This is a genomic window from Acidovorax sp. sic0104 (assembly GCF_019219095.1).
Taxonomy (GTDB): domain Bacteria; phylum Pseudomonadota; class Gammaproteobacteria; order Burkholderiales; family Burkholderiaceae_C; genus Acidovorax.
This window is the reverse complement of the sequence record NZ_JAHUWH010000006.1, coordinates 21,268-45,771: the sequence shown is the minus strand read 5'-3', so window position 1 is coordinate 45,771 and position 24,504 is coordinate 21,268. Positions and strand designations below refer to the sequence as shown.

At 67.9% G+C, this 24,504-nt stretch carries 21 protein-coding genes; 7 read left to right on the top strand and 14 right to left on the bottom strand.

The genetic code is table 11. The annotated features are described in order from the left end of the window. Positions 1–22: 22 nt before the first annotated feature. Together KW835_RS11440 and aroC are read right to left on the bottom strand one after the other, a co-directional pair. Entirely contained in the window at positions 23–1,855 is a 1,833-nt protein-coding gene (locus tag KW835_RS11440) for a bifunctional UDP-sugar hydrolase/5'-nucleotidase (protein WP_218382512.1), read from the bottom strand. A gap of 130 nt (positions 1,856–1,985) precedes the next feature. Continuing rightward, positions 1,986–3,083, bottom strand: coding sequence for a chorismate synthase (gene aroC / locus KW835_RS11435; protein WP_218382511.1), 1,098 nt, complete (start codon positions 3,081–3,083; stop codon positions 1,986–1,988). Positions 3,084–3,307: 224 nt separating this feature from the next. Here aroC and KW835_RS11430 point away from each other — a divergent pair, with 224 nt between their 5' ends. Next, positions 3,308–5,524 (top strand): bifunctional diguanylate cyclase/phosphodiesterase, encoded by a 2,217-nt coding sequence (locus KW835_RS11430; RefSeq protein ID WP_218382510.1) that lies wholly within the window; start codon positions 3,308–3,310, stop codon positions 5,522–5,524. A 6-nt stretch (positions 5,525–5,530) separates the two neighbouring features. On the opposite strand, the gene KW835_RS11425 is transcribed toward KW835_RS11430, so the two are convergent. Continuing rightward, positions 5,531–5,980 (bottom strand): CBS domain-containing protein, encoded by a 450-nt coding sequence (locus KW835_RS11425; RefSeq protein WP_218382509.1) that lies wholly within the window; start codon positions 5,978–5,980, stop codon positions 5,531–5,533. A 153-nt stretch (positions 5,981–6,133) separates the two neighbouring features. Here KW835_RS11425 and KW835_RS11420 point away from each other — a divergent pair, with 153 nt between their 5' ends. Next, complete coding sequence (locus KW835_RS11420) at positions 6,134–7,444, top strand: O-acetylhomoserine aminocarboxypropyltransferase (RefSeq protein WP_218382508.1); 1,311 nt, start codon at positions 6,134–6,136, stop codon at positions 7,442–7,444. Between the two features lie 5 nt (positions 7,445–7,449). Further along, positions 7,450–8,259, top strand: coding sequence for an alpha/beta fold hydrolase (locus KW835_RS11415; RefSeq protein WP_218382507.1), 810 nt, complete (start codon positions 7,450–7,452; stop codon positions 8,257–8,259). 10 nt (positions 8,260–8,269) lie between these two features. Here the strand turns inward: KW835_RS11415 and KW835_RS11410 are convergent, their stop codons facing one another. Then, positions 8,270–9,547, bottom strand: coding sequence for a DUF418 domain-containing protein (locus KW835_RS11410; RefSeq protein ID WP_218382506.1), 1,278 nt, complete (start codon positions 9,545–9,547; stop codon positions 8,270–8,272). A 215-nt stretch (positions 9,548–9,762) separates the two neighbouring features. Between KW835_RS11410 and KW835_RS11405 the strand changes: the two genes are divergently transcribed. Then, positions 9,763–10,101, top strand: coding sequence for an Mpo1-like protein (locus KW835_RS11405; RefSeq protein WP_218382505.1), 339 nt, complete (start codon positions 9,763–9,765; stop codon positions 10,099–10,101). A gap of 51 nt (positions 10,102–10,152) precedes the next feature. Here the strand turns inward: KW835_RS11405 and KW835_RS11400 are convergent, their stop codons facing one another. After that, complete coding sequence (locus KW835_RS11400) at positions 10,153–11,472, bottom strand: YihY family inner membrane protein (RefSeq protein ID WP_218382504.1); 1,320 nt, start codon at positions 11,470–11,472, stop codon at positions 10,153–10,155. A gap of 21 nt (positions 11,473–11,493) precedes the next feature. Here KW835_RS11400 and KW835_RS11395 point away from each other — a divergent pair, with 21 nt between their 5' ends. The 3 genes from KW835_RS11395 to KW835_RS11385 all read left to right on the top strand — a co-directional run bounded on the left by KW835_RS11395 (position 11,494) and on the right by KW835_RS11385 (position 13,935). Continuing rightward, positions 11,494–11,919, top strand: coding sequence for a DUF2069 domain-containing protein (locus tag KW835_RS11395; protein ID WP_218382503.1), 426 nt, complete (start codon positions 11,494–11,496; stop codon positions 11,917–11,919). 46 nt (positions 11,920–11,965) lie between these two features. After that, positions 11,966–13,387, top strand: coding sequence for an FAD-binding oxidoreductase (locus KW835_RS11390; RefSeq protein WP_218382502.1), 1,422 nt, complete (start codon positions 11,966–11,968; stop codon positions 13,385–13,387). An 80-nt stretch (positions 13,388–13,467) separates the two neighbouring features. Continuing rightward, positions 13,468–13,935 carry a GNAT family N-acetyltransferase gene (locus tag KW835_RS11385; RefSeq protein ID WP_218382501.1) on the top strand — a complete coding sequence of 156 codons (468 nt, stop codon included), beginning with the start codon at positions 13,468–13,470 and terminating at the stop codon, positions 13,933–13,935. A 111-nt stretch (positions 13,936–14,046) separates the two neighbouring features. On the opposite strand, the gene KW835_RS11380 is transcribed toward KW835_RS11385, so the two are convergent. From KW835_RS11380 to KW835_RS11340, 9 genes are all read right to left on the bottom strand, one after another. Continuing rightward, a complete protein-coding gene (locus tag KW835_RS11380) occupies positions 14,047–15,099 on the bottom strand; it encodes a PfkB family carbohydrate kinase (protein ID WP_218382500.1) in 1,053 nt (350 codons plus the stop codon). A 40-nt stretch (positions 15,100–15,139) separates the two neighbouring features. Next, positions 15,140–16,636 carry a xylulokinase gene (gene xylB, locus KW835_RS11375; RefSeq protein ID WP_218382499.1) on the bottom strand — a complete coding sequence of 499 codons (1,497 nt, stop codon included), beginning with the start codon at positions 16,634–16,636 and terminating at the stop codon, positions 15,140–15,142. Between the two features lie 293 nt (positions 16,637–16,929). Continuing rightward, complete coding sequence (locus KW835_RS11370) at positions 16,930–17,862, bottom strand: AraC family transcriptional regulator (RefSeq protein ID WP_218382498.1); 933 nt, start codon at positions 17,860–17,862, stop codon at positions 16,930–16,932. A 30-nt stretch (positions 17,863–17,892) separates the two neighbouring features. Beyond that, positions 17,893–19,293: a D-arabinitol 4-dehydrogenase gene (gene dalD, locus KW835_RS11365; protein ID WP_218382497.1), complete on the bottom strand. Its 1,401-nt coding sequence runs from the start codon at positions 19,291–19,293 to the stop codon at positions 17,893–17,895. Between the two features lie 22 nt (positions 19,294–19,315). Next, positions 19,316–20,050 carry an SDR family oxidoreductase gene (locus tag KW835_RS11360; RefSeq protein ID WP_218382496.1) on the bottom strand — a complete coding sequence of 245 codons (735 nt, stop codon included), beginning with the start codon at positions 20,048–20,050 and terminating at the stop codon, positions 19,316–19,318. Continuing rightward, a complete protein-coding gene (locus tag KW835_RS11355; protein WP_218382495.1) occupies positions 20,047–21,090 on the bottom strand; it encodes an ABC transporter ATP-binding protein in 1,044 nt (347 codons plus the stop codon). The genes KW835_RS11360 and KW835_RS11355 overlap by 4 nt, the downstream gene beginning before the upstream one ends. 49 nt (positions 21,091–21,139) lie before the next feature. After that, positions 21,140–21,985 carry a carbohydrate ABC transporter permease gene (locus KW835_RS11350; RefSeq protein ID WP_218382494.1) on the bottom strand — a complete coding sequence of 282 codons (846 nt, stop codon included), beginning with the start codon at positions 21,983–21,985 and terminating at the stop codon, positions 21,140–21,142. Between the two features lie 18 nt (positions 21,986–22,003). Then, positions 22,004–22,867, bottom strand: a complete 864-nt coding sequence (locus tag KW835_RS11345) for a carbohydrate ABC transporter permease (RefSeq protein WP_218382493.1) — start codon at positions 22,865–22,867, stop codon at positions 22,004–22,006. Positions 22,868–23,013: 146 nt separating this feature from the next. Beyond that, positions 23,014–24,345, bottom strand: a complete 1,332-nt coding sequence (locus KW835_RS11340; protein WP_218382492.1) for a sugar ABC transporter substrate-binding protein — start codon at positions 24,343–24,345, stop codon at positions 23,014–23,016. Positions 24,346–24,504 lie beyond the last annotated feature (159 nt).

Below are 24,504 nucleotides of genomic sequence, written 5' to 3'. Positions count from 1 at the left end.
CCAGACGCAGACCCGGCGGGGCTCAGCGTCCGGCCGCGGCCGCGGCCGCGATGCGGTTCGTGGCGGGCACCGCCACCGGGCTTTGTGCGCGGAAGTAGGCCTCCAGCGCATCCAGATCCAGCCCGCCCACCAGGCGGTCGCGCCCTTCGGTGAGCACGCTGAAATTGTCGCCGCCGCTGTCCAGATAGCTGCTCATCACCACGCGCACCGGCGCATCAGGCTGCAGCGGCGTGCCATTGAGCACCATCTGGCTGATGCGCTCGCCTGGCGGCCGGGTGATATCGAACCGGTACGAGAACCCTGCCGACACCGACAGCACGCGCGGCCGCTGCACGGTGTTGCTGCCGCTGGCGAACTGCTGCTCCAGCACCGCCTGGACCTGCGCACCGGTGAAGGTCTTCACCACCAGCTGGTTGCCGAAGGGCTGTACGGCGTACAGCTGCCCGTAGCGCACCAGGCCCTGCCCGTCCGGCACCAGGTCGGCGCGCAGGCCGCCGGGATTCATGAAGGACAGCTGCGCCCCGCCCTGCTCCGGCGACCGCGTGGCATGCAGTTGCGCATCCGCGATCAGATTGCCCAGGGCGCTCTCCAGCGACGGCGTCAGCACCCGCCGCATCGCGCCTGCGGCCTGCCCGACCGGCCGCTGAGCGAGCGGCACGGCGGCGGCGCGGTAGCGGTCGATGATGGCCTGAATGGCGGGGTCCGCCGTGAAGGACGGCACGGCTGCGGTCAAGTCCACGCGGCCCTGGCTGCCGGTGAAGGCCTCGCTCTGCACGATGACGTTGCGCGCCGCCTTGCGCACCACGCGGCGCGTGCGGGTGTCCACGCGCAGCGAGATGTCGGTGACCAGCGTTCCGTACTGACCGGCGCTGGTCAGCAGGAACGGCTTGGCCGGGTTCACCGTGCCGTAGTCGCACACATAGGCCTGGTGCGTGTGGCCCGATACCACCACGTCGATGGCCGAATCCAGCCGCTCCAGGATGGGCACGATGTCGCCGGACAGGCCCGCGCAGCTCGTCTCCTGCACGCCGGCCGTGGTGTGGCCGCCTTCGTGGATCACCACGGCGATCACGTCCGCGCCCTGGGCCTTGAGCTGCGGGATCAGCGCATTCGCGGTAGCGGCCTCATCCTCGAAGCGCAGGCCTGCCACGCCGTTCGGGCTGACCATGGTCGGCGTGCCGCGCAGCGTGAGGCCGATCACCCCCAGCGTGACGGTGGCACCGCCTTGCGTGAAGCGCTTGATGCCCGTGGCCGGCAGCAGCGTGCGCCCATCCTCCACCCGCACCGTGTTCGCCGCCAGGAAGCCGAAGCGCGCGCCTGTGAATGGCTGGCTGATCTGGCAGGGCTGGCGCGCAGTGAACTTCTCGCAGCCGCCCTGCTGCAGGCGCAGCAGCTCGCGCCAGCCGCGGTCGAACTCGTGGTTGCCCACGGCGTTGAAGTCGATGTGCATCGCGTTGACGGCCTCGATGGTGGGCTCGTCGAGGAACAGCGACGACACCAGCGGCGACGCTCCCACCATGTCGCCCGCCGACACCACCGCATGGTGCGGGTTGCGCGCCTTGAGCGCGGCGATGGCGCTCGCGAAGTACGCCATGCCGCCTGCCGGCACGGCCACCGGCCCCGCCGCCGTCTGCACCGTGTGCGCCATGCGGGGCGGCTCCAGGTTGCCGTGCAGGTCGTTGAAGCCGATGAGCGTGATGTCGATGTGATCAGGCATCGGCTCGCGCGCCGCATGCCCTGCCGTGCCGCAGCCCGCCAGCAAGACGCAGGCCGTGCCCGCCACGGTCGCCGTGAGACCCCGAGCGCCGCGCGCCACCGAAGAACCACCGAATGCCTGTGCCAACCATCTGCGCATGGGATGTGCCTTGCTCAACAAAACAGAACGAACCGAAACCGGACGTGAAAACAAAAAAAGGGCGCGCATTCCTGCACGCCCCGCTGCGATGCGCCGCCTGGCGCCGCGCGCACCTGCCGCGCGCAGCCCCCTACAGGAACGAGGGCTGGATCGGTGGCACCGGCGGCACGACATCGCCGCACTGCGCACGGTGGCGCAAGGCGTGGTCCATGATCACCAGCGCCAGCAGCGCCTCGGCGATGGGCGCCGCGCGGATGCCCACGCAGGGGTCGTGGCGGCCCTTGGTGATGACCTCGGTGCTCTGGCCGTGGATGTCGATGGACTCGCGTGGGCTGATGATGGAGCTCGTGGGCTTGATGGCGATGCTCACCTCGATGTCCTGGCCGGTGCTGATGCCGCCCAGCACACCGCCTGCGTTGTTGGTGCGAAAGCCGCCCGGCGTCATCGAGTCGCCATGGGTCGTGCCGCGCTGTGCCACGCTGGCAAAGCCGGCACCGATCTCCACGCCCTTCACGGCGTTCAGGCCCATCATGGCGTGGGCGATGTCGGCGTCGAGCTTGTCGTACAGCGGCTCACCCAGGCCCACGGGCACACCCGTGGCCTGCACGCGGATGCGGGCGCCGCACGAATCGCCGGCCTTGCGCAGCGCGTCCATGTAGTCCTCGTACTGCGCCACGTCGGCCACGGGCGCGAAGAAAGGGTTGCTGCGCACGTGGTCCCAGCTCTCGAACGGGATGGCCAGCTCGCCCAGCTGCGTCATGCACGCGCGGAACTGAACACCATGGCGCTCGGCCAGCCACTTCTTGGCCACGGCGCCCGCCGCAACGGTGGGCGCCGTGAGGCGCGCCGACGACCGGCCGCCGCCGCGCGGGTCGCGGATGCCGTACTTGTGCCAGTAGGTGTAGTCGGCATGGCCGGGGCGAAAGCTCTCGGCGATGTTGCTGTAGTCCTTGCTGCGCTGGTCGGTGTTGCGGATCAGCAGGGCGATGGGAGTGCCGGTGGTCTTGCCCTCGTATACGCCGGAGAGGATCTCCACCGCATCGGGCTCGTTGCGCTGGGTGACGTGCCGGCTGGTGCCGGGGCGCCGCCGGTCCAGATCGGCCTGGATGTCGGCCTCGGTGAGCGGCATGCCGGGCGGGCAACCGTCGATCACGCAGCCGATGGCCGGGCCGTGGGATTCACCGAAGTTGGTGACTGCGAATAGGGATCCGAAGGTATTGCCGCTCATGGTGCGGGATTATCCCAGAGCAGCGCCACCGCGCGGCGCGAAGTGGCCAGGGTGCGTCGATCGCGCTCAGGCTACGGCCTGGCGCTGCCGCCCGGCTGGCCGCACAATGGGCGCGTGTCTTGGCTGCGGGATCGCAGCGCACCGATCTGCAGGGCGGGACCGGCGCGCGGTTTTTTGGATGGAAGACACGCCCTATCATCGCCGCACGACCTTTTGGGACACCCATGCCCGCATCTGCCCAGCCAACCAACCCCTTGCCCACCGCCGGGCTGGCCGACGCGCCCTTGCGCAAGGCTTTGAACGACAGCGACAACGCCATCGTGATGAGCAACCGCGAACGCCTCGTGGTCTACGTGAACGAAGGCTTCTCGCGCCTGTTTGGCTTTGAGTCCCATGAGGTCCTGGGCCGCAATGTGAGCCATGTGCTGCTGGGCCCACGCTCCGACCCGGGTCTGCTCGAGCAGATCCGCGGCCATCTGAGCGCCACGGGGTCTTTCCACGTCGAGACCCTGCTCTACAGCAGGACAGGCCAGCCGCGCTGGGTGTCGATGATGATCAATGCCTCCGACGAAGCCTCGGGCGGGCCGGGCGGCAGCATCACCATACTGACCGACATCACGCTCACCAAGATGCACGAGGTGCTGCAAAAGCGTGTGCTGGAAGGGTTGGTCAACGAACTCCCCCTGTCCGGGTTGATGGCCCTGCTGTGCAACGAGGTCCAGCGCATCGCGCCCGAGGTCACAGCGTCGGTGCTGGCGGTGGATGGTCAGGGTCGGCTTCACCCGCTGGCCGCGCCGGGGCTGCCCGACGCCATAGCGCACGCCATCGATGGCCGGCCCATCGGCCCGCGGACCGGCTCGTGCGGCACGGCGGCCTTTCGGCGCGCCCCGGTACTGGCCTCCGACATCGCCACCGACCCGCTGTGGACCGAGGACGACCGCGCGCTCTACCTGGCCCACGGCGTGCGGGCCTGCTGGTCAAGCCCCATCTTCGACCCACAAGGCCAGGTGGCGGGCACGCTCGCCTTCCACTACCGGGAACCCCGACAGCCCGATGCCCTGCACGAGCGGCTGGTGGACATGTGCCTGCACTTGTGCTCGCTGGCGATGGAACGCAACGCCACGCGCCAGCGTCTGCACCAGCTCGCGTTCTTCGACGCTCTCACGGGTCTGCCCAACCGCTCTCTGTTCCACGACAGTGCCGAAAGCCGCCTGGCCCATCTGCAGGCCACGCAGCGCCCCGGCGCCGTGCTGTTCATTGACCTGGACCGTTTCAAGCAAGTCAACGACACGCAGGGCCATGCGGCGGGCGACACCGTGCTGTGCGAGGTGGCCCGACGGCTATCGCTGGCGCTGCAAGCCCACGACCTCATCGGCCGGCTCGCGGCCGATGAGTTCGTGCTCATGCTCCCCGGCTGCGACACCGAACGTGCGGTGCAGGTGGCCCGCGACATGCTCGAGGCCGTTGCCGCGCCCATGTGCATCGAGGGCCAGGCCCACGTCTGCCACGCCAGCATCGGCATCGCGATGTTTCCCGCCGACGGAAAGGACATCGACACCCTGCTGCGCCACGCCGACCAGGCGATGTACCACGCCAAGAGCGATCACCGGCACAGCCTGCAGCTGTTCAGCCCCGAGATGAACCGCGACGCGCAGGAGCGTGTGGCCCTGGAGCGGGCCCTGCGGCAGGCGCTGGCCGACCGGCGCCTGGGGCTGCACTACCAGCCGCAGGTGCTCAGCAGCTCGCCCGGTACGCTGCACGGCGTGGAGGCACTGTGCCGCTGGCACCACGCCGACTGGGGCATGGTGCCCCCCAGCCAGTTCATTCCCGTGGCCGAGGAGGCGGGCCTGATCCATGAGCTGACGCTATGGCTGCTGGACGAGGCCTGCAGGCAGTTGGCGGCATGGCGCTCGGCTGGACTCGGGGTGCCGTGCGTGGCGGTCAATCTGTCGGGCCGCAGCTTCCACCAGCCCGAGTTTGCGCAGCAGATCTGCGACACGCTGGCGCGCCACGGTCTGCGCACGGGCGATGTTCTGCTGGAGATCACCGAGCGCGTGATGATGGACGCGCGCCCGGTGACGCGCATGAACATCGACACACTGCACAGCCGCGGCTTCAAGCTGTCGCTGGACGACTTCGGCACCGGCTATTCGTCGCTGAGCTACCTGCACCGGCTGCCGATCTCCGAGCTGAAGCTGGACATGGCTTTCGTGCAGGACCTGACCACCAGCCCGACGGCACGTGCGCTCACGGTGTCGGTGCTCAGCATTGCCCACAGCCTGGGCATGGCGGTGGTGGCCGAAGGGGTGGAGACCGCAGGCCAGCAGCAATGGCTGCAGGCCCACGGATGCCCCGTGATGCAGGGGTACCTGTTCGGCAAACCCATGCCACCCGACGAGATCGAAGCCTGGCTGTGCGCGCAGGCACCGCAGCGGCGCTGAGCCGAATCAGCCGCCGGACTCGTCCTCGGGCCAGTCGCGGATGTAGGCCTTGAGCATCTTGTTCTCGAAGTTCTGGCTGTCCACCACGGCCTTGGCCACGTCGTAGAAGCTGATCACGCCCATCAGCATGCGGCGGTCCATCACCGGCATGTAGCGTGCATGGCGGTCCAGCATCATCCGGCGGACCTCGTCCATCTCGGTTTCGAGCGTGCAAGTCAAGGGCGCATCGTCCATGGCCGAGCGCACCAGCATCGTGCCCACGCTGCCGCCGTTCCTCACGATGGCCTGAATCACCTCGCGGAAGGTCAGCATGCCCACCAGGTCGCCATGCTCCATCACCACCAGCGAGCCGATGTCGCGCTCGGCCATCAGGTTGACGGCGTCGGCCAGCGGCTCTTCGGGCTTGGCGGTGTACAGGGTGTTGCCCTTGACGCGAAGGATGTCGCTGACTTTCATGGTGTTGGGTCTCCGGGAAGGCGAAAAGAGCGCGTCGCGCGCTGCACAGGTCTGCCACCAAATATAGCCCACAATGCCGCGTGCGCTGTCCCGCAAGCAACTGTGCGGGACAAGGATTCAGAACACCACCCCGCCAACTGGGAGACAACGAACATGCCCGGCTACTCCGACCCCGGCTTCGACACGCTTGCGCTGCACGCCGGCGCCACCCCCGACCCCGCCACCGGCGCCCGCGCCGTTCCCATCCACCTCACCACGTCCTTCGTCTTCGAATCGAGCGACCACGCGGCGTCCCTGTTCAACCTGGAGCGGCCCGGCCACGTCTACAGCCGCATCAGCAACCCCACCAACGCCGTGCTCGAACAACGCGTGTCGGCCCTGGAAGGCGGCGTGGGCGCCATCGCCGCCGCCAGCGGCCAGGCGGCCCTGCACCTGGCCATCTGCACCCTGATGGGCGCGGGCAGCCACATCGTGGCCAGCACCGCGCTGTACGGAGGCTCGCAGAACCTGCTGCACTACACGCTATCGCGATTTGGCATAGCAACCACCTTCGTCAAGCCCGGCGACATCGACGGCTGGCGCGCCGCCGTGCGGCCCGACACCAAGCTGTTCTTCGGCGAGACCGTGGGCAACCCGGGCCTCGATGTGCTGGACATCCCCACCATCAGCGCCATCGCGCACGACGCGGGCGTGCCGCTGCTGGTCGATTCGACCCTCACCTCGCCCTGGCTCATGAAGCCGCTGGAGCTGGGGGCAGACCTGGTCTACCACTCGGCCACCAAGTTCCTGTCGGGCCACGGCACGGTGGTGGGCGGCGTCGTGGTCGACGGCGGCAGCTTCGACTGGGACGGGCCGCGCGCGGCGGGCAGGTTCGCCGAGCTCACGGCGCCCTATGAAGGCTTCCACAACATGGTGTTCGCCGAGGAAAGCTCGGTGGGCGCCTTTCTGCTGCGCGCACGGCGCGAGGGCCTGCGCGACTTCGGCGCCTGCATGAGCCCGCACACGGCCTGGCTGATCCTGCAAGGCATCGAGACCCTGCCATTGCGCATGGAGCGGCACATGCGCAACACTGCGCGCGTGGTCGAGTTCCTGGCCAGCCAGCCTTTCGTTGCACGCGTGGGCCATCCCCTGCTGGAGTCCCACCCCAGCCATGCCCTGGCGCAAAAGCTGCTGCCGCGCGGCGCGGGCTCGGTGTTCAGCTTCGACCTCAAGGGCAACCGCGAGCAGGGCAAGAAGTTCATCGAAGCGCTCAAGGTCTTCAGCCACCTGGCCAATGTGGGCGACTGCCGCAGCCTGGTGATCCACCCGGCCAGCACCACGCACTTCCGGATGAGCGACGAGGCGCTGGCGAACGCCGGCATCACGCAGGGCACCATCCGCCTGTCCATCGGCCTCGAGGATGCCGACGACCTGATCGACGACCTCAAGCGCGCACTCAAGGCCGCAGAAAAAGCGGGGGCCTGACCACCATGCAGATCCAAGTCAACGGCAACACCACCTACTGCTACACCGGCGGCAAGCCCTTTGATGCCGCCAAGCCCACCGTGGTGCTCATCCACGGCGTGCTCAACGACCACAGCGTGTGGGCCCTGCAAAGCCGCTACATGGCCAACCACGGCTGGAACGTGCTCGCGGTGGACCTGCCCGGCCACTGCCGCAGTGCGGGCGAGGCCCCGGCCAGCGTGGAGGCCGGGGCGGACTTCATCGCCGCCCTGCTCGACGCGGCGGGCGTGCAGCGCGCTGCGCTGGTGGGCCACAGCTTCGGCTCGCTGATCGCGCTGGAAGCCGCAGCCCGCCTGGGCGAGCGCGTGAGTCACCTGGTGCTGGTGGGCACGGCCTACCCGATGAAGGTGTCGCCCGCGCTGATCGACGCGGCACTCAACGAGCCCGAGAAGGCGCTGCGCATGGTCAACGTGTTCTCGCGCAGCACGCTCGCGCCGCCATCGGGCGCGGGATTCTGGGTCTACAACGCAGGCATGGCGCTGGGCCGCAAGGTGCTGCGCAGCAACAGTGCGGTCAACGTGTTCCATCGCGGCTTCGTGGCGTGCGACAGCTATGCCAACGGCGAGCAGGCCATCGCGGCCGTGCGGTGCCCGGTGCTGTTCGCCCTGGGCGCGCTGGACCAGATGACGTCGCCCAAGGCCGCACAGGGCCTGGTGGCTGCGGCACGCGCTGCCGGCAAGGCGGTGCAGACAGCCAGCCTGCCCGTGGGGCACAACCAGATGAGCGAGGCGCCCGACGGCACGCTGATGGCCATCCGCGACTTCCTCGCGAAGTAGTTGGCAGCCGTCAATCCCCTTGCGGACCGGAACGCCTCCACGCGGGCCGGCGCAGCAGTGTGAACGCGCGCAGGCCCCATTCCACGGGGCCATAGGCGTGCCGCGCCATCCAGCACCGGCTGAACGCCAACTGGGCTGCGTACAGCGCCACGCAGCCCAGCAACACCCCGAGCGGCGACACCTGCCCCATCAGTGCCAGGCCGTAGGCCGTGAACACCATCGCGCCCGCCACCGACTGCAGCAGGTAGTTCGACAGCGCCATGCGGCCGGCCGGCGCCAGCGCCTCGCCCAGCCGCCGACCCCGGGGCCCGCGCCGCAGCACCCAGAGCAGCGCGGCAGCGTAGCCCAGGCTGAGAAATGGCGAGGTGGCCAGGTCCACGGCCAGCGACGCGATGGCCAGGTGGTCCGTGTGCCGGACCCCGCTGCTTTGGCCCCAGGCATACACCCAGGCCCCAGCCAGCCCAATCGGCAAACAAACGCGCATCCATCGCTGCAGACGATCCGGTTGCAATGCCAACGCCGCCAGATAGCCCGACCGCTGCGCCGCCAGCCCCAGCAGGAACATCGCCAGCGCGCAGGGGCCTTGCACCCACACCAGCACGAACCACACGCCCTCGGCCATGTCGCGCCCGCGCTGTGCGATGGCATCCGCTGCACTGGCCCGGTAGGCGTCCGCAGCCAGTTGCGCCTTGGCATGCAGTTCGGCCAGCGGCACCGGCGGCATCGGCGCTTGGGCAAGGCCCCACGCGGCCAGCCCCCAGCCCGCCGACACCAGCGCCAGCAGCGCCACCGCCAGCACCACCGCAGTGCCTGGCCGTATTTTTCGCAGTGCCAGCAGCAGCAACCCCAGCACTGCATACGTGACCAGGATGTCGCCTGCATACAGCAGCCAGGCATGCGCGACGCCCAGCACCGAAAGCCCCAGCAGGCGCCGCAGGAAACGCGGGCCGAAGGCTGCCCCCGTGCGCTCGGCCGACGCCATCTGCAGCGCAAAGCTGTAGCCGAACAGCAGCGAGAACAACAGGTAGAACTTGGTCTCGAAGACGAAGGCCACCAACCAGCGCACCACGTCGTCCAGCGGCCGCGAGAAAGCGGGCTCGGGCACACCCAGGCTGTAGTAGGCGGACGCGAAGCTCCCGGCATTGACGATGAGGATGCCCAGCAGCGCAAAGCCCCGCAGCGCATCGATGGCGTGATCGCGGCCCGGCGCGGCATCTTGGCCTGCAGGCGCTGGAGCGGTGGAGCGCAACGGGTCGGGAGAAGACACCACGGGCGGGCTATCGGTCATGTGGCGGATGTGGCGGATGTGGCGGCATTCCAGGAACCAGGCTTCATCAAAAGCCTGCCAGCGACGAGTGGGCCGCGCGGGGCCGACGCACCACCCTGCGCCAGGTTGCCACGGGGACTGCGCAAGGCCGGGCATGGGCGTATAAAGCACGCAGAGCCTGCTGCAGCCTTGCAAGAGGTTGCCGATCGGCCACGGACCACCCACAGGAGACAACGATGGACGCCAGCGCCCCCGCCAGCCCCGCAACCGACCCGCGCAGCTTCACGAGCTTTGCGCAGTTCTACCCCTTCTACCTCAGCGAGCACAGCAACCGCACCTGCCGTCGCCTGCACTTCGTGGGCTCCACGCTCACGCTGGTCTGCCTGGCCATGCTGGTCGCCACCGGCAAGCCGCAGTACCTGCTGTACGGCCTGCTGTGCGGCTATGGGTTCGCGTGGGTGGGGCATTTCGGTTTCGAGAAGAACAAGCCCGCCAGTTTCAAGCGGCCGCTGTACAGCTTCATGGGCGACTGGGTGATGTACAAGGACATCTGGACGGGCAAGGTACGCCTCTGATTTCGCAAAGAATCTGCCGCCAACAACCACCCACAAAGCGCCAATAGCTATTCATTTGATAGCAAACGACTGAAAGGGCCTGGGCGCCGCGAGCGCCTGCGCAGCGACTGGCGCACCCATGGCGGCGTCGCCCAGTACGTCTGCGATCACCAGGCGCTCCAGCCCCGAGCGTTGCCATAGCGGCGCCAGGCTCTGGGCGCGCTCGATCAGCAGCTTTTCCGCCAGGGGGGCCAGCAGCGTGGAGGCCGGGTCGGCCAGCAGCACCCACCGGGGCTCGGGCACGTCCGAGGCGCTCACGGCGGCCTCGGTCAGCTCGCCCACCCAGTCCAGCGCCGTCAGGGCCTCCAGTACCGGTTCGAGCTGCAGCACATCCACCCGCAGTTGCTGCGCCAGCTGACTCGGCCTCAGGCCCTTCATGGGCTGGCTGCGCGCGCGGTGCAGTTCCTGCAGCACCTCGATGGCCAACTGAAAGCTCCACCCCGCCACCGTGGCCCGCCGCGCCACGCCGGCCAGCAGGCTGGGCAGGTAGGCGGTGACCACCGCGCCCAGCAGCACGATGACCCAGGCCACGTAGATCCACACCAGCAGGATGGGCAGCGTGGCGAATGCGCCGTACACCACCGAGTAGGTCGGCACGCTGCCCAGGTACAGCGCCAGCACCTTCTTGGCCAGCTCGATGCACACCGACACGAAGAAGCCGCCCGTCCAGGCATGCCGCCACTTGACCGGCGTGTTGGGCACGTAGTGGTACAGCGAGGCCATGCCCCCCGCCAGCACCAGGAACTGGATGGAGTCGAACAGCAGCTGCACGCCATCCGGCAGGCGCCGCACCAGCCCGCCCGAGGCCGACATCACGTACGAGGTGAGCGCCAGGCTCGCGCCCATCAGCAGCGGGCCCAGCGTCATCGCCGCCCAGTAGATCAGCACGCGCTGGCCCAGCGGCCGCAGCCGCTGCACGCGCCAGATGTCGTTGAGCGTGCGGTCGATGGTGAGGATCAGCGCCAGTGCCGTGGCCAGCAGGATGGAAAAGCCCGCCACACCCAGCCCGCTGGCCTTGGAGGCGAACTGGTTCAGGTAACCCAGCACCTGGCGCGAGATGCTGTCGGGCACCAGGCTCGTGACCAGCCAGCCCTGCAATGCGTCCTGCAGCTTGCCGAAGATGGGAAATGCGGTGAACACCGCCAGCGCCACGGTGAAGAACGGCACCAGCGCGAGGATGGTGGTGAAGGTCAGGCTGCTGGCGGTCAGGCCCAGGTGGTCTTCGCGGAACCGTTCGCGCAGCGTCTGCGCGGTGGTCCGCCAGGGAAAGTTCGACAGTTCGGCCATCAGCGCCTCGAAGCGCGACACGACTGTCTGTAAGGAGAAGGGCATGGCCGATATGATGCCACCCCAATGACTGCCACCCCCGCCGCCCCAGCCGCCACTCCCGTGCCCCCGCTTCCATCCGACAACTCCGTGGCCGCCACGCGCTGGCTGGCCACCTGCAGCCTGCTGGCGCTGATCGCGCTGTGCCTGGCCTGGGAGCTGGTGCTGGCGCCGCTGCGCCCCGGCGGCTCGTGGCTGGCGCTCAAGGCGCTGCCGCTGTGCATTCCGCTGGCCGGAGTGCTCAAGAACCGCATGTACACCTACCGCTGGGTGAGCCTGGTGATCTGGCTGTATTTCACCGAAGGCGTGGTGCGCGGCTGGAGCGACAAGCCGCCATCGCAGTGGCTGGCCTGGGCCGAAGTGGCGCTGTGCCTGGTGCTGTTCACTGCCTGCACACTGCACGTGCGGCTGCGGCAGCGCAATGCAAAGGCCGCTGCGGCAGCTGCCGCCTGACCCCGCGAGCGGCCCTCCTGTTCCTGATTTTTGAAGAATCTCTGCCATGACCACTTTGCTTGACACCCTGCGCGCCATCGTCGGCCCCGCCCACGTGATCACCGACGGCGACCTCACCGCCTGGGAGCAGGACTGGCGCCGCCGTGTGCGCGGCAAGGCCCTGGCCGTGGTGCGCCCCGCCAGCACACAGGAAGTGGCCGCCGTGGTCAAGGCCTGTGCGGCAGCAGGCACCGCCATCGTTCCGCAGGGCGGCAACACCGGTCTGGCCGTGGGCTCCACGCCCGACGATTCGGGTACGCAGATCGTGCTGAGCCTCACACGCATGAATGCGGTGCGCAGCGTGGACACCGACAACCTCACCATGACGGTGGAGGCTGGCTGCATCCTGCAGAACCTGCAGGACGTGGCCGAGAAGGCGGGCGTGCTGTTCCCGCTGTCGCTCGCGGCCGAGGGTAGCTGCACCATCGGCGGCAACCTGGGCACGAATGCCGGCGGCACGCAGGTCGTGCGCTATGGCAATGCCCGCGAGCTGTGCCTGGGCCTGGAAGTCGTCACCCCGCAGGGCGAGGTGTGGGACGGCCTCAAGGGCCTGCGCAAGGACAACACCGGCTACGACCTGCGCGACCTGTTCATCGGCAGCGAAGGCACGCTGGGCATCATCACCGCCGCGACGATGAAACTCTACCCCCAGCCCGCAGCCAACCTCACCGCCTGGGCCGCCGTGCCGTCGATGGAGCATGCGGTGGAACTGCTGGGTCTGGCGCACAAGCAGCTGGGTGCGGGCCTCACCGGTTTCGAGGTGATGGGCCAGTTCGCGCTGAGCCTGGTGGGCAAGCACATGCCGCAGCTGCGCGTGCCGTTTCTGGGCGACGAGAACGCGCCCTGGTGCGTGCTGCTCGAGAACTCCGACAGCGAATCCGAAGAACACGCGCGCGCACGGTTTGAGTCGCTGCTGGAGACGGCGTTTGAATTGGGTTGCGTGACCGACGCTGTGGTGGCCGAGAACCTCACCCAGGCGCACCAGCTGTGGCACATCCGCGAGAGCATTCCCCTCGCGCAGGCCGAGGAAGGCCTGAACATCAAGCACGACATCTCGGTGCAGATCTCGCGCATCCCCGCCTTCGTGGCCCATACCGACGCGGTGCTGCAGCGCGAGATCCCGGGCGTGCGCCTGGTCAACTTCGGCCACCTGGGCGACGGCAACCTGCACTACAACGTACAGGCACCGGCCGAGGGCGATGCCAAGGCCTTCCTGCGCGACCACGAAGCGCAGGTGAACCACCTGGTCTACGAAGCCGTGGCCGAATTCGGCGGATCGTTCTCGGCCGAGCACGGCATCGGCGAGCTCAAGGCCGACAAGCTGGCCAAGTACCAGTCGCCCGTGGCGCTGGGCATGATGCGCGCCATCAAGCAGGCGCTGGACCCGCAGGGCATCATGAACCCGGGGCGTGTGCTGCAGGCGACGTAGGGGAAAGAGGCGTGGGGCGCTGCGCCATGGCCGTGCCTGCACAATGGCAGCGTCCTTCCTCATTTCACGAGACGCCGACCATGACCTCCCCTGTTTCCGTGCGCCCCGCCCAGCCTGCCGACTACGCCGCATGGCGCCCGCTCTGGGACGGCTACAACGCGTTCTACGGCCGCTTCGGCGCCACCGCGCTGCCCGAGCACATCACCCAGACAACGTGGCAGCGGTTCCATGACGCGGCGGAGCCGATGTTCTGCATGGTGGCAGAGGACGCGCCCACCGGCCGGCTGCTGGGTCTTGTGCACTGCGTGTTTCACCGCAGCATGACGCGCATCGAGCCGGTGTGCTACCTGAGCGACCTGTTCACCCACGAGGCCGCGCGCGGGCGGGGTGTGGGACGGGCTCTCATCGACGCGGTGTATGGCGCTGCGCGGGCCGCCAGGTCGTCGCGCGTGTACTGGCAGACCCACGAGACCAATGCGGCCGGGCGCCTGCTGTACGACAAGCTGGCCAAACACCACGGCTTCATCGTGTACGCGCAGGAGCTGTGAACTTCGGAAGGCAGGCGTTTCAAGCGGACGGCTGCCGCTATTGAATCGATAGCTACTTCCGCTGTTCCATCAAGCGGCCGAGCCATTTTTCATTCGAAAACGTGCCCTGTGCTATCGCACCAGGGCCTGGTGCTGCGCGGCCCGCGCCTGCGCAGCCTGCCAGCCGGGCGGCACGCAGCCGCGCTCCATCACGCACAGGCTGGCACTCGCCAGGGCATGGCGCAACGCGCCCTGGCATGCGTCCGCTGCCAGGCCTTCCACGAACGCCGAAAAGCCCCGGCCTGATGCGCCATCGGCCTTGCTGGCCTGCAACTGCTGCAACAGGTGTGCGAGCAGCCCCGCCAGAAAGCTGTCGCCCGCGCCCACCGTATCCACCACGGCCAGCGGCTGGGCCTCCTTGGCGAACCACTGGCCGCCGCTCTTGTGCAGCAGCCAGGCGCCCTCGCCGCCCAGGGTCAGCGCCATCAGCACGGCGCGGGGGTTGGAGGCCAGCAGATGGCGAGCGCGGGCCAGTGCATCGGCCCCTGGCACCTGCAGGTGCTCCAGGTCCTCGTCGCTGACCTTGATGATGTCGGCCTCGGCCAGGGCCGCGTGCACCTGCGCGCGGTAGGCGGCCAGGTCGGGCATGACGGACGGGCGCAGGTTGGCGTCCACCACCACGCAGCGCCCCGCTGCGCGCTGCGCCTGCAGCCACGGCAGGTACACCTGCGCATCACGGGCATCGAGCGCCAGCGCGCCGGTGCAGACCAGCTGCAGCGCGGGCAAGGCGCTGCAATCCGCAGCCAGCCCCTGGGCCGACACGGCACGGTCGGCCACGCCGTCGCGGTAGAACGCGTAGTCCGGGTGGCCCTGCCCATCGATGTTGACCACGGCCAGCGAGGTGACCTGCTGCACGGGCTCGGGCTGCGACAGGTGCACGCCATCGCCCTGCAGTTGCGCCGCCAGCTCGCGCCCGAAACGGTCGCGCGACAGCGGGTTGAGGTACTGCGTGCCCACGCCCTGGCGCGCCAACGCGCGGCACAGGTTGTACAGCGCGCCACCCAGGCACGGCAGGTAGGTGCCGTCGGGGTTGCGGATCAGGTCGATCAAGGCCTCGCCGGCCACGGCGACATGGACGGCAGACGCATCAACGGGCGAGGAGGATGAAGCAGGAGAAGATGACATGGCAGGGCGAATGAAGGGCAAACAAAAATGCGCTCAGCGCTCAGAACTGCGACTGCAGCGCGGGGTACAGGGCCACGAAGCGGGCGTAGCGTTCGGCCAGCAGCGCCTGCTGCGCGGCCTTCGGCGTGAAGGTGGCGTCGGCGGGTAGCGGCTGGCACCAATGCGCCTCGTTCCCGTCGTTGCCGTCATTGCCGCCGCAGGCCATGGCCGCCAGCCGCGCGGCACCCAGCGCAGCCGCGGCGTGCGCACCCATCGGGCGGTGCAGCACGCAGCCCAGGCCGCTGGCCAGCATTTGCGCCCAGGCGTCGCTGCGGGCGCCGCCGCCCACCAGCGCCAGGGCGGCGGTACCTGCGTCGGCCGACGGGGCCGTGCGCGCTGCGCGCATGGCGTTCAGGCCATCCAGCAGGCCAAAGCCCACGCCCTCCATCACCGCGTACGCCAGGTCGGTCGCATCGTGCTCGGCCCTGAGCCCCATGAACACGCCGGTGGCGGCGGCGTTGTTGTGCGGCGTGCGCTCGCCGCTCAGGTACGGCAAGAAAAGGGGCGCCTGCGCCTGGCGTGCTGCCGACAGCGCACCCACGGCGGCCGACAGGTGCGCCTCGCTGGCCTGCCCCGTGAGGCGCGTGACCCAGCCGAATGCACTGGCCGCACTCAGCATGACGGACATGTGGTGCCAGCGCCCCGGCAGCGCGTGGGCAAACGCGTGCACCGCGCGGTCGGTGGCGGGCGCAAAGGCATCGGTGACGCGGAACACCACGCCCGAAGTGCCCAGCGACACGAAGCCCTGCCCCGCCTGCCGTGCGCCCACGCCTACCGCGCTGGCCGCGTTGTCGCCCGCGCCTGCAGCCACCACCACGCCCGGGGGCAGCCCCCAGCGCCGTGCGACTTCATCCAGCAGCACGCCGCTGGCTGCGCTGCCCTCGGCCAAGGCGGGCATCTGCGCGCGGGTGAGACTGCAGGCCTGCAGCATCGTGTCGCTCCAGTCGCGCCTTCCCACGTCGAGCCACAGCGTGCCGGAAGCGTCGGACATGTCGCTCACCGCCGTGCCGGTGAGCTGCAGGCGCAGCCAGTCCTTGGGAAGCAGCACCTGCTGAATTCCTGCGAAGACCTCGGGCTCGTGCGTGCGCAGCCACAGCAGCTTGGGCGCGGTGAAGCCGGGCATGGCGAGGTTGCCGGTGATCTGGCGCGATGCGGGCACGGCGGCCTCCAGCTGCGCGCATTCGGCGCTGGCTCGGCCATCGTTCCACAGGATGGCCGGGCGCAGCACTTGCCCCTCGCCGCCCAGCACCACGGCGCCGTGCATGTGGCCAGACAGCCCGATGCCGCGCACCTGCGCCCAGGCCGCGGGCGCCTGGGCACGCAGTTGCGCTACGGCGCTCTCCGTGGCGCTCAGCCAGTCGGCCGGATGCTGCTCGCTCCAGGTGGGCTGCGGGCGGTGCTGCGGCACGGCGGCATCGGCCGTGGCCAGCACGTTGTGCGATGCATCGAGCAGCAGGAGCTTGACACCGGAGGTGCCCAAATCGATTCCGAGGTACATGGTGGGGTGGTGGACGGGCGTGGTCTGGGAGGGTTGGACGGGAGAGGGTGCGCCCTGGCTTCGACAAGCTCAGCCCGAACGGTGGATGGATTGAAGAGGTTTTGTGAGCCGGAGGATTGCTGCGCATGGCGAAAGGGTCAGCGCGGGGTCACGCTCCGGCTTCGGCAGGCTCAGCGCGCATGGCGGGTGGTGGGGTGACGAGTCTGGGCGGTCTCAACGCCGCATCGGCACCTGCCTGCGGCCCCACACCGCCTACCGCGCAAGGCACGGCACCACGGACTGCACCGCCCATCTCACACCTTCCCAAACCGCCCTGCCCCCTGCTTGCGGAATTCGCTGGGCGTCATGCCCTTGATGTCCAGGAAGCGGCGGTTGAAGTTGGCCATGTTGTTGAAACCCACGTCGTACGCGATGTGGGTGATGTAGCGGTCTGACTCCATGAGCAGCTGGCAGGCGCGGTTCACGCGCACCAGGTTCACGAAGTCGGTGAAGGTATTGCCTGTGGCGCGCCGGAAGAAGCGCGAGAAGCGGCTTTCCGTCATGCCCAGCTCCTGCGCCAGGTCGGCGGCGGCCAGCGGCTCGGCAAGGTGGTCGGTGATGCGGCTCACGATGGCGTTGATCTGGTCCAGTTGCGCATCGTTGTCCTCGCTTTGCAGCTGCGTGCTCGACAGCAGGCGAAAGTCGGTGCAGCCCGCCAGGTCGCTCAAAAACTCACAGAATGCGCCGAACCTGGCCAGGCCCTGGCGCGCCTTGATGCGATGCCAGTGCTCATGCGCCTGCGATTCCATGCCGAAGAACTCGATGCCATGGCGCGCGCGTTCCAGCAAGGGCAGCACCTCGCGCAATTCGGGGATGCTTTCGCTGCTGGCTACCAGCGGCGCGTGCGAGAACTGGATCACCAGGTCGCGCAGCGGCACGCCGCCTTCGGGCAGGTCCATGCTGATCCAGTTGTGCGGCAGGCGCGGGCCCGTCAGCACCAGGTGGCCTGGCTGGAACTGCCCGATCCAGTCGCCCACGAAGACCTTGCCCGACGTGGCCGTGATGAGGTGCAGCTCATACTCGTCGTGGTAATGCCATCGCGCCAGCGGCGTGGGAAAGCCATGCGACAGGCAGCGGATGAAGCCCGCCGTGTCCGGCGACTCGTAGCCCAGCTCGGGCGAGCGCACATAGTCGTGCTCGAGCTCGGGCTTGGTCTGGCGCGGGGCGGTGGGCGTTTTCACGGTCATGGCTGTGCTTGGGCCGAAGTTACACCAGCATCAGGCGACTGTCCGCTGCGCCATAAAGGCCAACACGCGGTCGTAGGCTTTGCGCAGGGTGTCCACCAACTGAGGGTGGCTGGCCATTTCGCCCCACAGGGTCGTGTCGGCGGCATAGGCTGCCACGGGGTCAGGCGCGTCGCAAATGGCATGGGCCATGGCCGGGTCCATGGCCTGGTCCTGGTAGGTGTAGGGGATCTGCCCGGCGTGCCAGCGCTGCAGGTAGGCCAGGAACAACGCGGGCAGCATGGCGACGCTGTCGAACGACGCGTTGCGCGCCAGCTTGTCGCGGATGGTGGGCGCGATCATGCCGGGGATCTTGGAGAACGCGTCCATGGCCACGCGCTGGTTGGTGTCGGCGATGGCGGGGTTGCCGAAGCGGTCCAGCACCACGTCGCGGTAGGCCTCAAGGTCGATGGGGCACGGCAACAGCACGGGGATCGCATCGTCGGTCACGTAGTCGTAGGCCATCTGGCGGATGGCCGCATCGTGCGTGCCTTCGTGGATGTACTGGTAGCCCGCCAGCGTGCCCGCCCAGGCAATGCAGCTGTGCGTGGCGTTGAGCAGGCGGATCTTGGCCTCTTCGTGCGCCTGCACCGATTGCACCATCTCCACACCCACCGTCTCCCACGCGGGCCGGCCGGAGATGAAGTCGTCTTCGATGACCCACTGGATGAAGCTCTCGCCCATGAGCGCTGCCTTGTCGTCCCAGCCGGTGGCGGCGCGCACGCGCTCGGCCACATCGGGTGTGGGGCGCGGGGTGATGCGGTCCACCATGGCATTGGGGCTGCGGGTGTGCTCCACCACCCAGGCCCTCAACTCCTCGTCGCCCAATGCGTCGATGAACTGCAGCAGCCCGCCACGCGAGCGCTCGCCGTTGTGGCGCAGGTTGTCGCAGTTCATCAGCGTGACGGGGCCGGCGCCCGAGCGCATGCGTGCGCGCAGGATGCTCACCAGGCCGCCGTAGATGGTGTGGCCTGCCTGGCCCGCCTTCACGGCCGCAAGGTCGGCGCGCAGGTCGGCGAAGGTGGCCCAGTCGAGCTGGTTGCTCGCGTCCAGGTAGTAGCCCGCTTCAGTGACCGTGAACGAGATGATGCGCGTGGCCGGGTCTGACCCCATGGCGATGAGCGGGGCCAGGTCATCCCGGTAGGGAATCACGCGCTGTATGGATTCGATGACGGCGTAGCTGCGCTCGCCCTGGGGCGTGACCGTCTCCAGCGTGTAGCGTCCGCCCTGCGCTTGCAGTGCTGCGATGGTGTCGGCCATGTCGGGGCGCAGGTTGCCGCCCGCGATGGCCCAATCGCGGTCATCGGTGGTGCCCTGTTGGCGCAACGCGTGGACATAGACGGCCTGGTGCGCGCGGTGGAAGGAGCCCAGGCCCAGGTGCAGGATGAAATTCATGGTGCGTGAAGACAACAGGGTTCTAGAGGTCGAAATTCGTCGGCATCATCACGACGTCGCGGATGGTCATGCCGCGTGGGCGGGTGAGCATGAAGAGCACCACCTCGGCCACTTCGGACGCCTCGATGAGGCTGCCGCTGGCCTTGGCCTCGGCGAGCTTTTCCGCAGGCCAGTCGGCCAGCAGCGAGGTGATGACAGGCCCGGGCGAGATGGAGCCCACGCGGATGCCGTGCTTGAACACCTGGCGGCGCACGGTCTGCACGAAGCAGTTGACCGCCCACTTGGACGAGGCGTAGACCGGCTCCCACGGCGTGGGGAAGTGCGCGGCCAGCGAGCTGGTGACGATGATGTCGCCCCGGCCGCGCTCGATCATGTGGGGGAGCACGTTGTGCACGTTCTTCATCACCACGTTGACGTTCAAATTCAGCATGCGGTCGATGGCGTCGGGGTCGGCATCCACCAGGTCGCCGCCCACGTACAGGCCCGCATTCGCGTGGAAGATGTCGAGCGGCCCCGCGAGCGCCAGCGTGCGCTGCAGCAGGCTTGCGCACTGCCGGGCATCGAGCAGGTCGAGCACCAGCGGCAAGGCATTGGCGCCGATGGCCGCGCAGGCCCTGCCCAGCGCGGCCTCGTCGCGATCGATCAGCACCACGCGAGCGCCCGCATCGGCCATGGCTTTGGCGCTGGCGAACCCGATGCCCGAGGCGGCGCCCGTGACGGCCCCCACCTGGCCTTGCAGATCACGTACCGCGCTCATGCTGCGTGGCCCGCCACGATGCGGCCGGCGGTATCGAACCAATGGGCCTCGGAGGCATCGATGTCCAGGCTGACTGCGTCGCCCGCGCGCAGCCCCGTGCGGTCGTTCAGGCGCGAGACGAACTGCGCGCCGCCGGGCGTTGTCACGTAGATCAGCGTTTCGGCGCCCAGCGCCTCGATCAGGTCCACCTGGCCCGTGACCGGTGTCGCGCCCGTACCGCGCACGGCGATGTTCTCGGGCCGCAGGCCGATGGCCCCGCCCGCCGCGCCCGCCGGTGCTTGCTGCTGCACGGGTTGCGGCAGCTTCTGCAGGGGCACCACGTTCATCTGCGGCGTGCCGATGAACTGGGCCACGAACTGGTTGGCGGGCTTGTCGTACAGCTCCAGGGGCGTGCCCACCTGCTCGATGATGCCGTCGCGCAGCACCACCACGCGGTCGGCCAGGGTCATGGCCTCCACCTGGTCGTGCGTCACGTAGATGGTGGTTGCGCCCAGGTCGCGGTGCAGCTTGGCGATCTCCACCCGCGTCTGGCCCCGCAGCGCCGCGTCGAGGTTGGACAGCGGCTCGTCGAACAGGAACACCTTGGGCGCGCGCACGATGGCGCGGCCGATGGCCACGCGCTGGCGCTGGCCGCCCGACAGCTCCTTGGGCGTACGCTGCAGGTACTGCGTGAGGTTGAGGATGCGCGCGGCGTTCTGTACCTTTTCGTCGATCACCTGCTTGTCGACCTTGGCCAGCTTGAGCGCGAAGCTCATGTTCTCGTACACGCTCATGTGCGGGTACAGCGCGTAGCTCTGGAACACCATGGCCAGGTCGCGCTTGCTCGACGGCTGGTCAGTGATGTCGCGGCCGTCGAGCATGAGCGAGCCGCCGTCGATGCCTTCGAGCCCCGCGATCAGCCGCAGCAGCGTGGATTTGCCGCAGCCCGAGGGGCCGACGAAGACGATGAACTCGCCCTGCTGGATGGTGAGGTCGATGCCTTTGATGGCGCGGTGCTCGCCGAAGAATTTTTCGATGCCGCGCAGTTGAAGGTAGGCCATGGAATCGGGTTCCTGAAAACTTGATTGCGTTAGATAGGAGAGCTGCGCGTTACTTGACGGCACCGAAGGTCAGGCCTTGCACAAGCTGCTTCTGGCTGAACCAGCCGAACACCACGATGGGCGCAATGGCCATCAGCGACGCGGCGGACAGCTTGGCCCAGAACAGGCCTTCGGGGCTGGAGTAGGACGCGATCAGCGTGGCCAGCGTGCCGGCCTTGGCGGCGCTCAGGTTCAGGCTCCAGAAGGCCTCGTTCCACGACAGCACCAGGCACAGCAGGCCGGTGGATGCCAGGCCGCCCATGCCCAGGGGCAGCAGCACCAGGCGCACCTCCTGCCACAGCGTGGCGCCGTCCATGCGCGCGGCCTCCAGGATCTCGTGCGGGATGTCCTTGAAGTGCGAGTACAGCATCCAGACCATGATGGGCAGGTTGGACAGCGCGAACACGATGATCAGCGCCAGCTGCGTGTCGAGCAGGTGGCTCTTTTGCGCCAGCACGTAGATGGGCACCAGCGCGCCCACGGCGGGCATCATCTTGGTCGAGAGCATCCACATGAGGATGTCCTTGGTGTACTTGCCCTTGAAGAAGGCCATGGCGTAGGCCGCGGGGGCGGCCAGCATCAGGCCCAGCACGGTGGACAGCACGCTGGTGACCACCGAGTTCTTGGCGTACAGCAGGTAGTCGCTGCGCTCCTGCACCTCATGGAAATTCTCCAGCGTGGGCGTGAAGACGAACAGCGGCGGCACGGCGATGGCCTGCAGCTCGGTCTTGAAGGCCGTGAGGAACAGCCACCCGAGCGGAAAGAACAGCAACAGGGCCACACCCCAGGCGGCTGCGGTGCGCAGCGCGAGCAGGCCGAGCGGAAATTTGGAACGGCGTCGTGTTGTGGTTGTCATGGTCGTTGTCCCTGGGTCTTACTTGTCGAGGTTCTTGCCGACCATGCGGATCAAAAACACGGCCGCGATGTTGGCCAGCACCACCGCGAACAGCGCCCCGGCCGATGCCACGCCCGCGTCGAAGTTGAGCAGCGCCTGCTTGAAGATCAGGAAGGTGACATTGGTGCTCGCATCGCCCGGCCCGCCGGCCGTGGTCGTGTAGATCTCGGCAAAGATGCTGAGCAAGAAGATGAGTTCGATCATGACCACCACGGCCACCGAGCGGCCCAGGTGCGGCACGTACAGGTAGCGCAGCTGCTGCAGGTAGTTGGCGCCGTCCATGCGCGAGGCTTCCAGCTGTTCGTGGTTCATGCTCTGCAGCGCCGTCATGAAGATGAGCGTGGCGAACGGCAGCCATTGCCACGACACCATGACGATGACCGAGAACAGCGGGTGGTCGGTGAGCCAGTCCACCGGCGCCGCACCGAAGAACATCCACACCTGCGCGAGCACGCCGTAGATGGGGTTCATCATCATGTTCTTCCACATCAGCGCGTTCACCGTGGGCATGACGAAGAACGGCGAGATCAGCAGCACCCGCACGATGCCCCGCCCCGGGAACGGCTCGTTGATGAGCAGCGCTATCACCACGCCCAGCACCACGGTGATGAGGATCACACTCCCGAGCAGCAAGATGGTGTTGACCACGGCCGTGCCGAACGACGGGTCGGTGACGAAGAATTCGAAATTCTCAAGGCCCGCAAAACCCGACTGGTCGGGCTGCATCAGGTTGTAGCGGATGAGCGAGAAATAGATCGTCATCACCAGCGGCACAATCATCCACAGGAAGAGCGTGGCCATGGCTGGCGTGAGCAGCAGGCGGGGGAGCAGGCGGCGGTTCATGGGAGCCTCAGAAAAAAGTCCAGCAGAAATAGGCGTTCAGTCGGCGTCGCGAGCGGGCCGGGGCGGGGTCGCTGTACCGCAGCCGTACTCTCGTACGGCGAGGACCACCGGCCCCGGATCGGCCCGCGCAGTAGCCGAATGAATGCCTATTTGTAGTAGCCGGCCTTCTTCATCTCACGGTCAGCCGACACCTGCGATGCCTTCAGCGCCGCATCCACCGTCGTCTTGCCGGCCAGCGCCGCGCTCATCTGCTGGCCCACCGCGATGCCGATGGCCTGGAACTCGGGGATCGCCGCGAACTGCACGCCCACGTACGGGCTCTTGGGCAGGGTCGAATCGGTCGGGTTGGCCGAGTCGATGGCAGTCTTCTCGGCAGCGGCAAAGCGAGCGGCCTTCTGGAATTCAGGCGATGCGTAGGTGCTCTTGCGCGTGCCGGTGGGCACGTTGGCCCAGCCGTTGGTCTTGGCGACCAGCTGGATGTAGTCCTTGCTGGTAGACCAGGTGATGAACTTCTGCGCGGCGTCCACCTTCTTCGAACCGGCGGGGATGGCCAGGTTCCAGGACCAGAGCCAGTTGGCTCCCTTGGGGGTGTTCATGGTGGGCGCCTGGGCAAAGGCCATCTGGTCGGCGACCTTGGACTGCTTGGGGTCGCTCACGAACGATGCGGCAATGGTCGCATCGATCCACATGCCGCACTTGCCGGAGTTGGTCAGCGCCAGGATCTCGTTGAAGCTGTTGGCCGACGAACCGGGCGGGCCGTAGTTCTTGAGCAGGTCCACGTAGAAGGTGATCGCGTCCTTCCAGGGCTTGGATTCGAGCTGCGGCTTCCACTGCATGTCGAACCACTGGCCGCCGAAGGTGTTGACCAGCGTGGACAGGAAGGCCATGTTGTCGCCCCAGCCCGGTTTGCCGCGCAGGCAGATGCCGTATACGCCGTTCTTGGGGTCGTGGATCTTGGCGGCCAGGTCCTTGATCTGCGGCCAGGTGGGGCGCTCGGGCACCTGCACGCCGGCCTTGTCGGCCAGGTCCTTGCGGTACATGAGCATCGAGCTTTCGCCGTAGAACGGCGCGGCGAACAGCTTGCCGTCGATGGACAGGCCGTTGCGCACGGCGGGCAGCAGGTCGTCCACGTCGTAGGCGGCGTCGGTCTTCAACTCCTGCAGCCAGCCCTTCTTGCCCCAGATGGGCGCTTCGTACATGCCGATGGTCATCACGTCGAACTGGCCGCCCTTGGTGGCGATGTCGGTCGTGACGCGCTGGCGCAGCACGCCTTCTTCGAGCGTGACCCACTTGAGCTTGATGTCGGGGTTCGCCTGCTCGAAGTTCTTGCTGAGCTTCTGCATCTCGATCATGTGGCCGTTGTTCACGGTGGCAATCACCAGCTCGGTCTGCGCACTGGCGGCGCCGCACAGCGACAGGGCCAGCGTGGCGGCGAGGGCCAGGCGTGTTGGCACAGCGACACGGGGGGAATGTGGCATCGGAATGTCTCCTCGGTAGTTGGTATGGAAATCTGCCTTTCAACACCGGCGCAAGGCATGCTGGCATTGACGGAGTGAACGATACCGATGCTGCGATGCTCGATTGGTACTCCAGGCGCCATAACAAATACTAATTTGCACCAGATACTCAGGATTTAT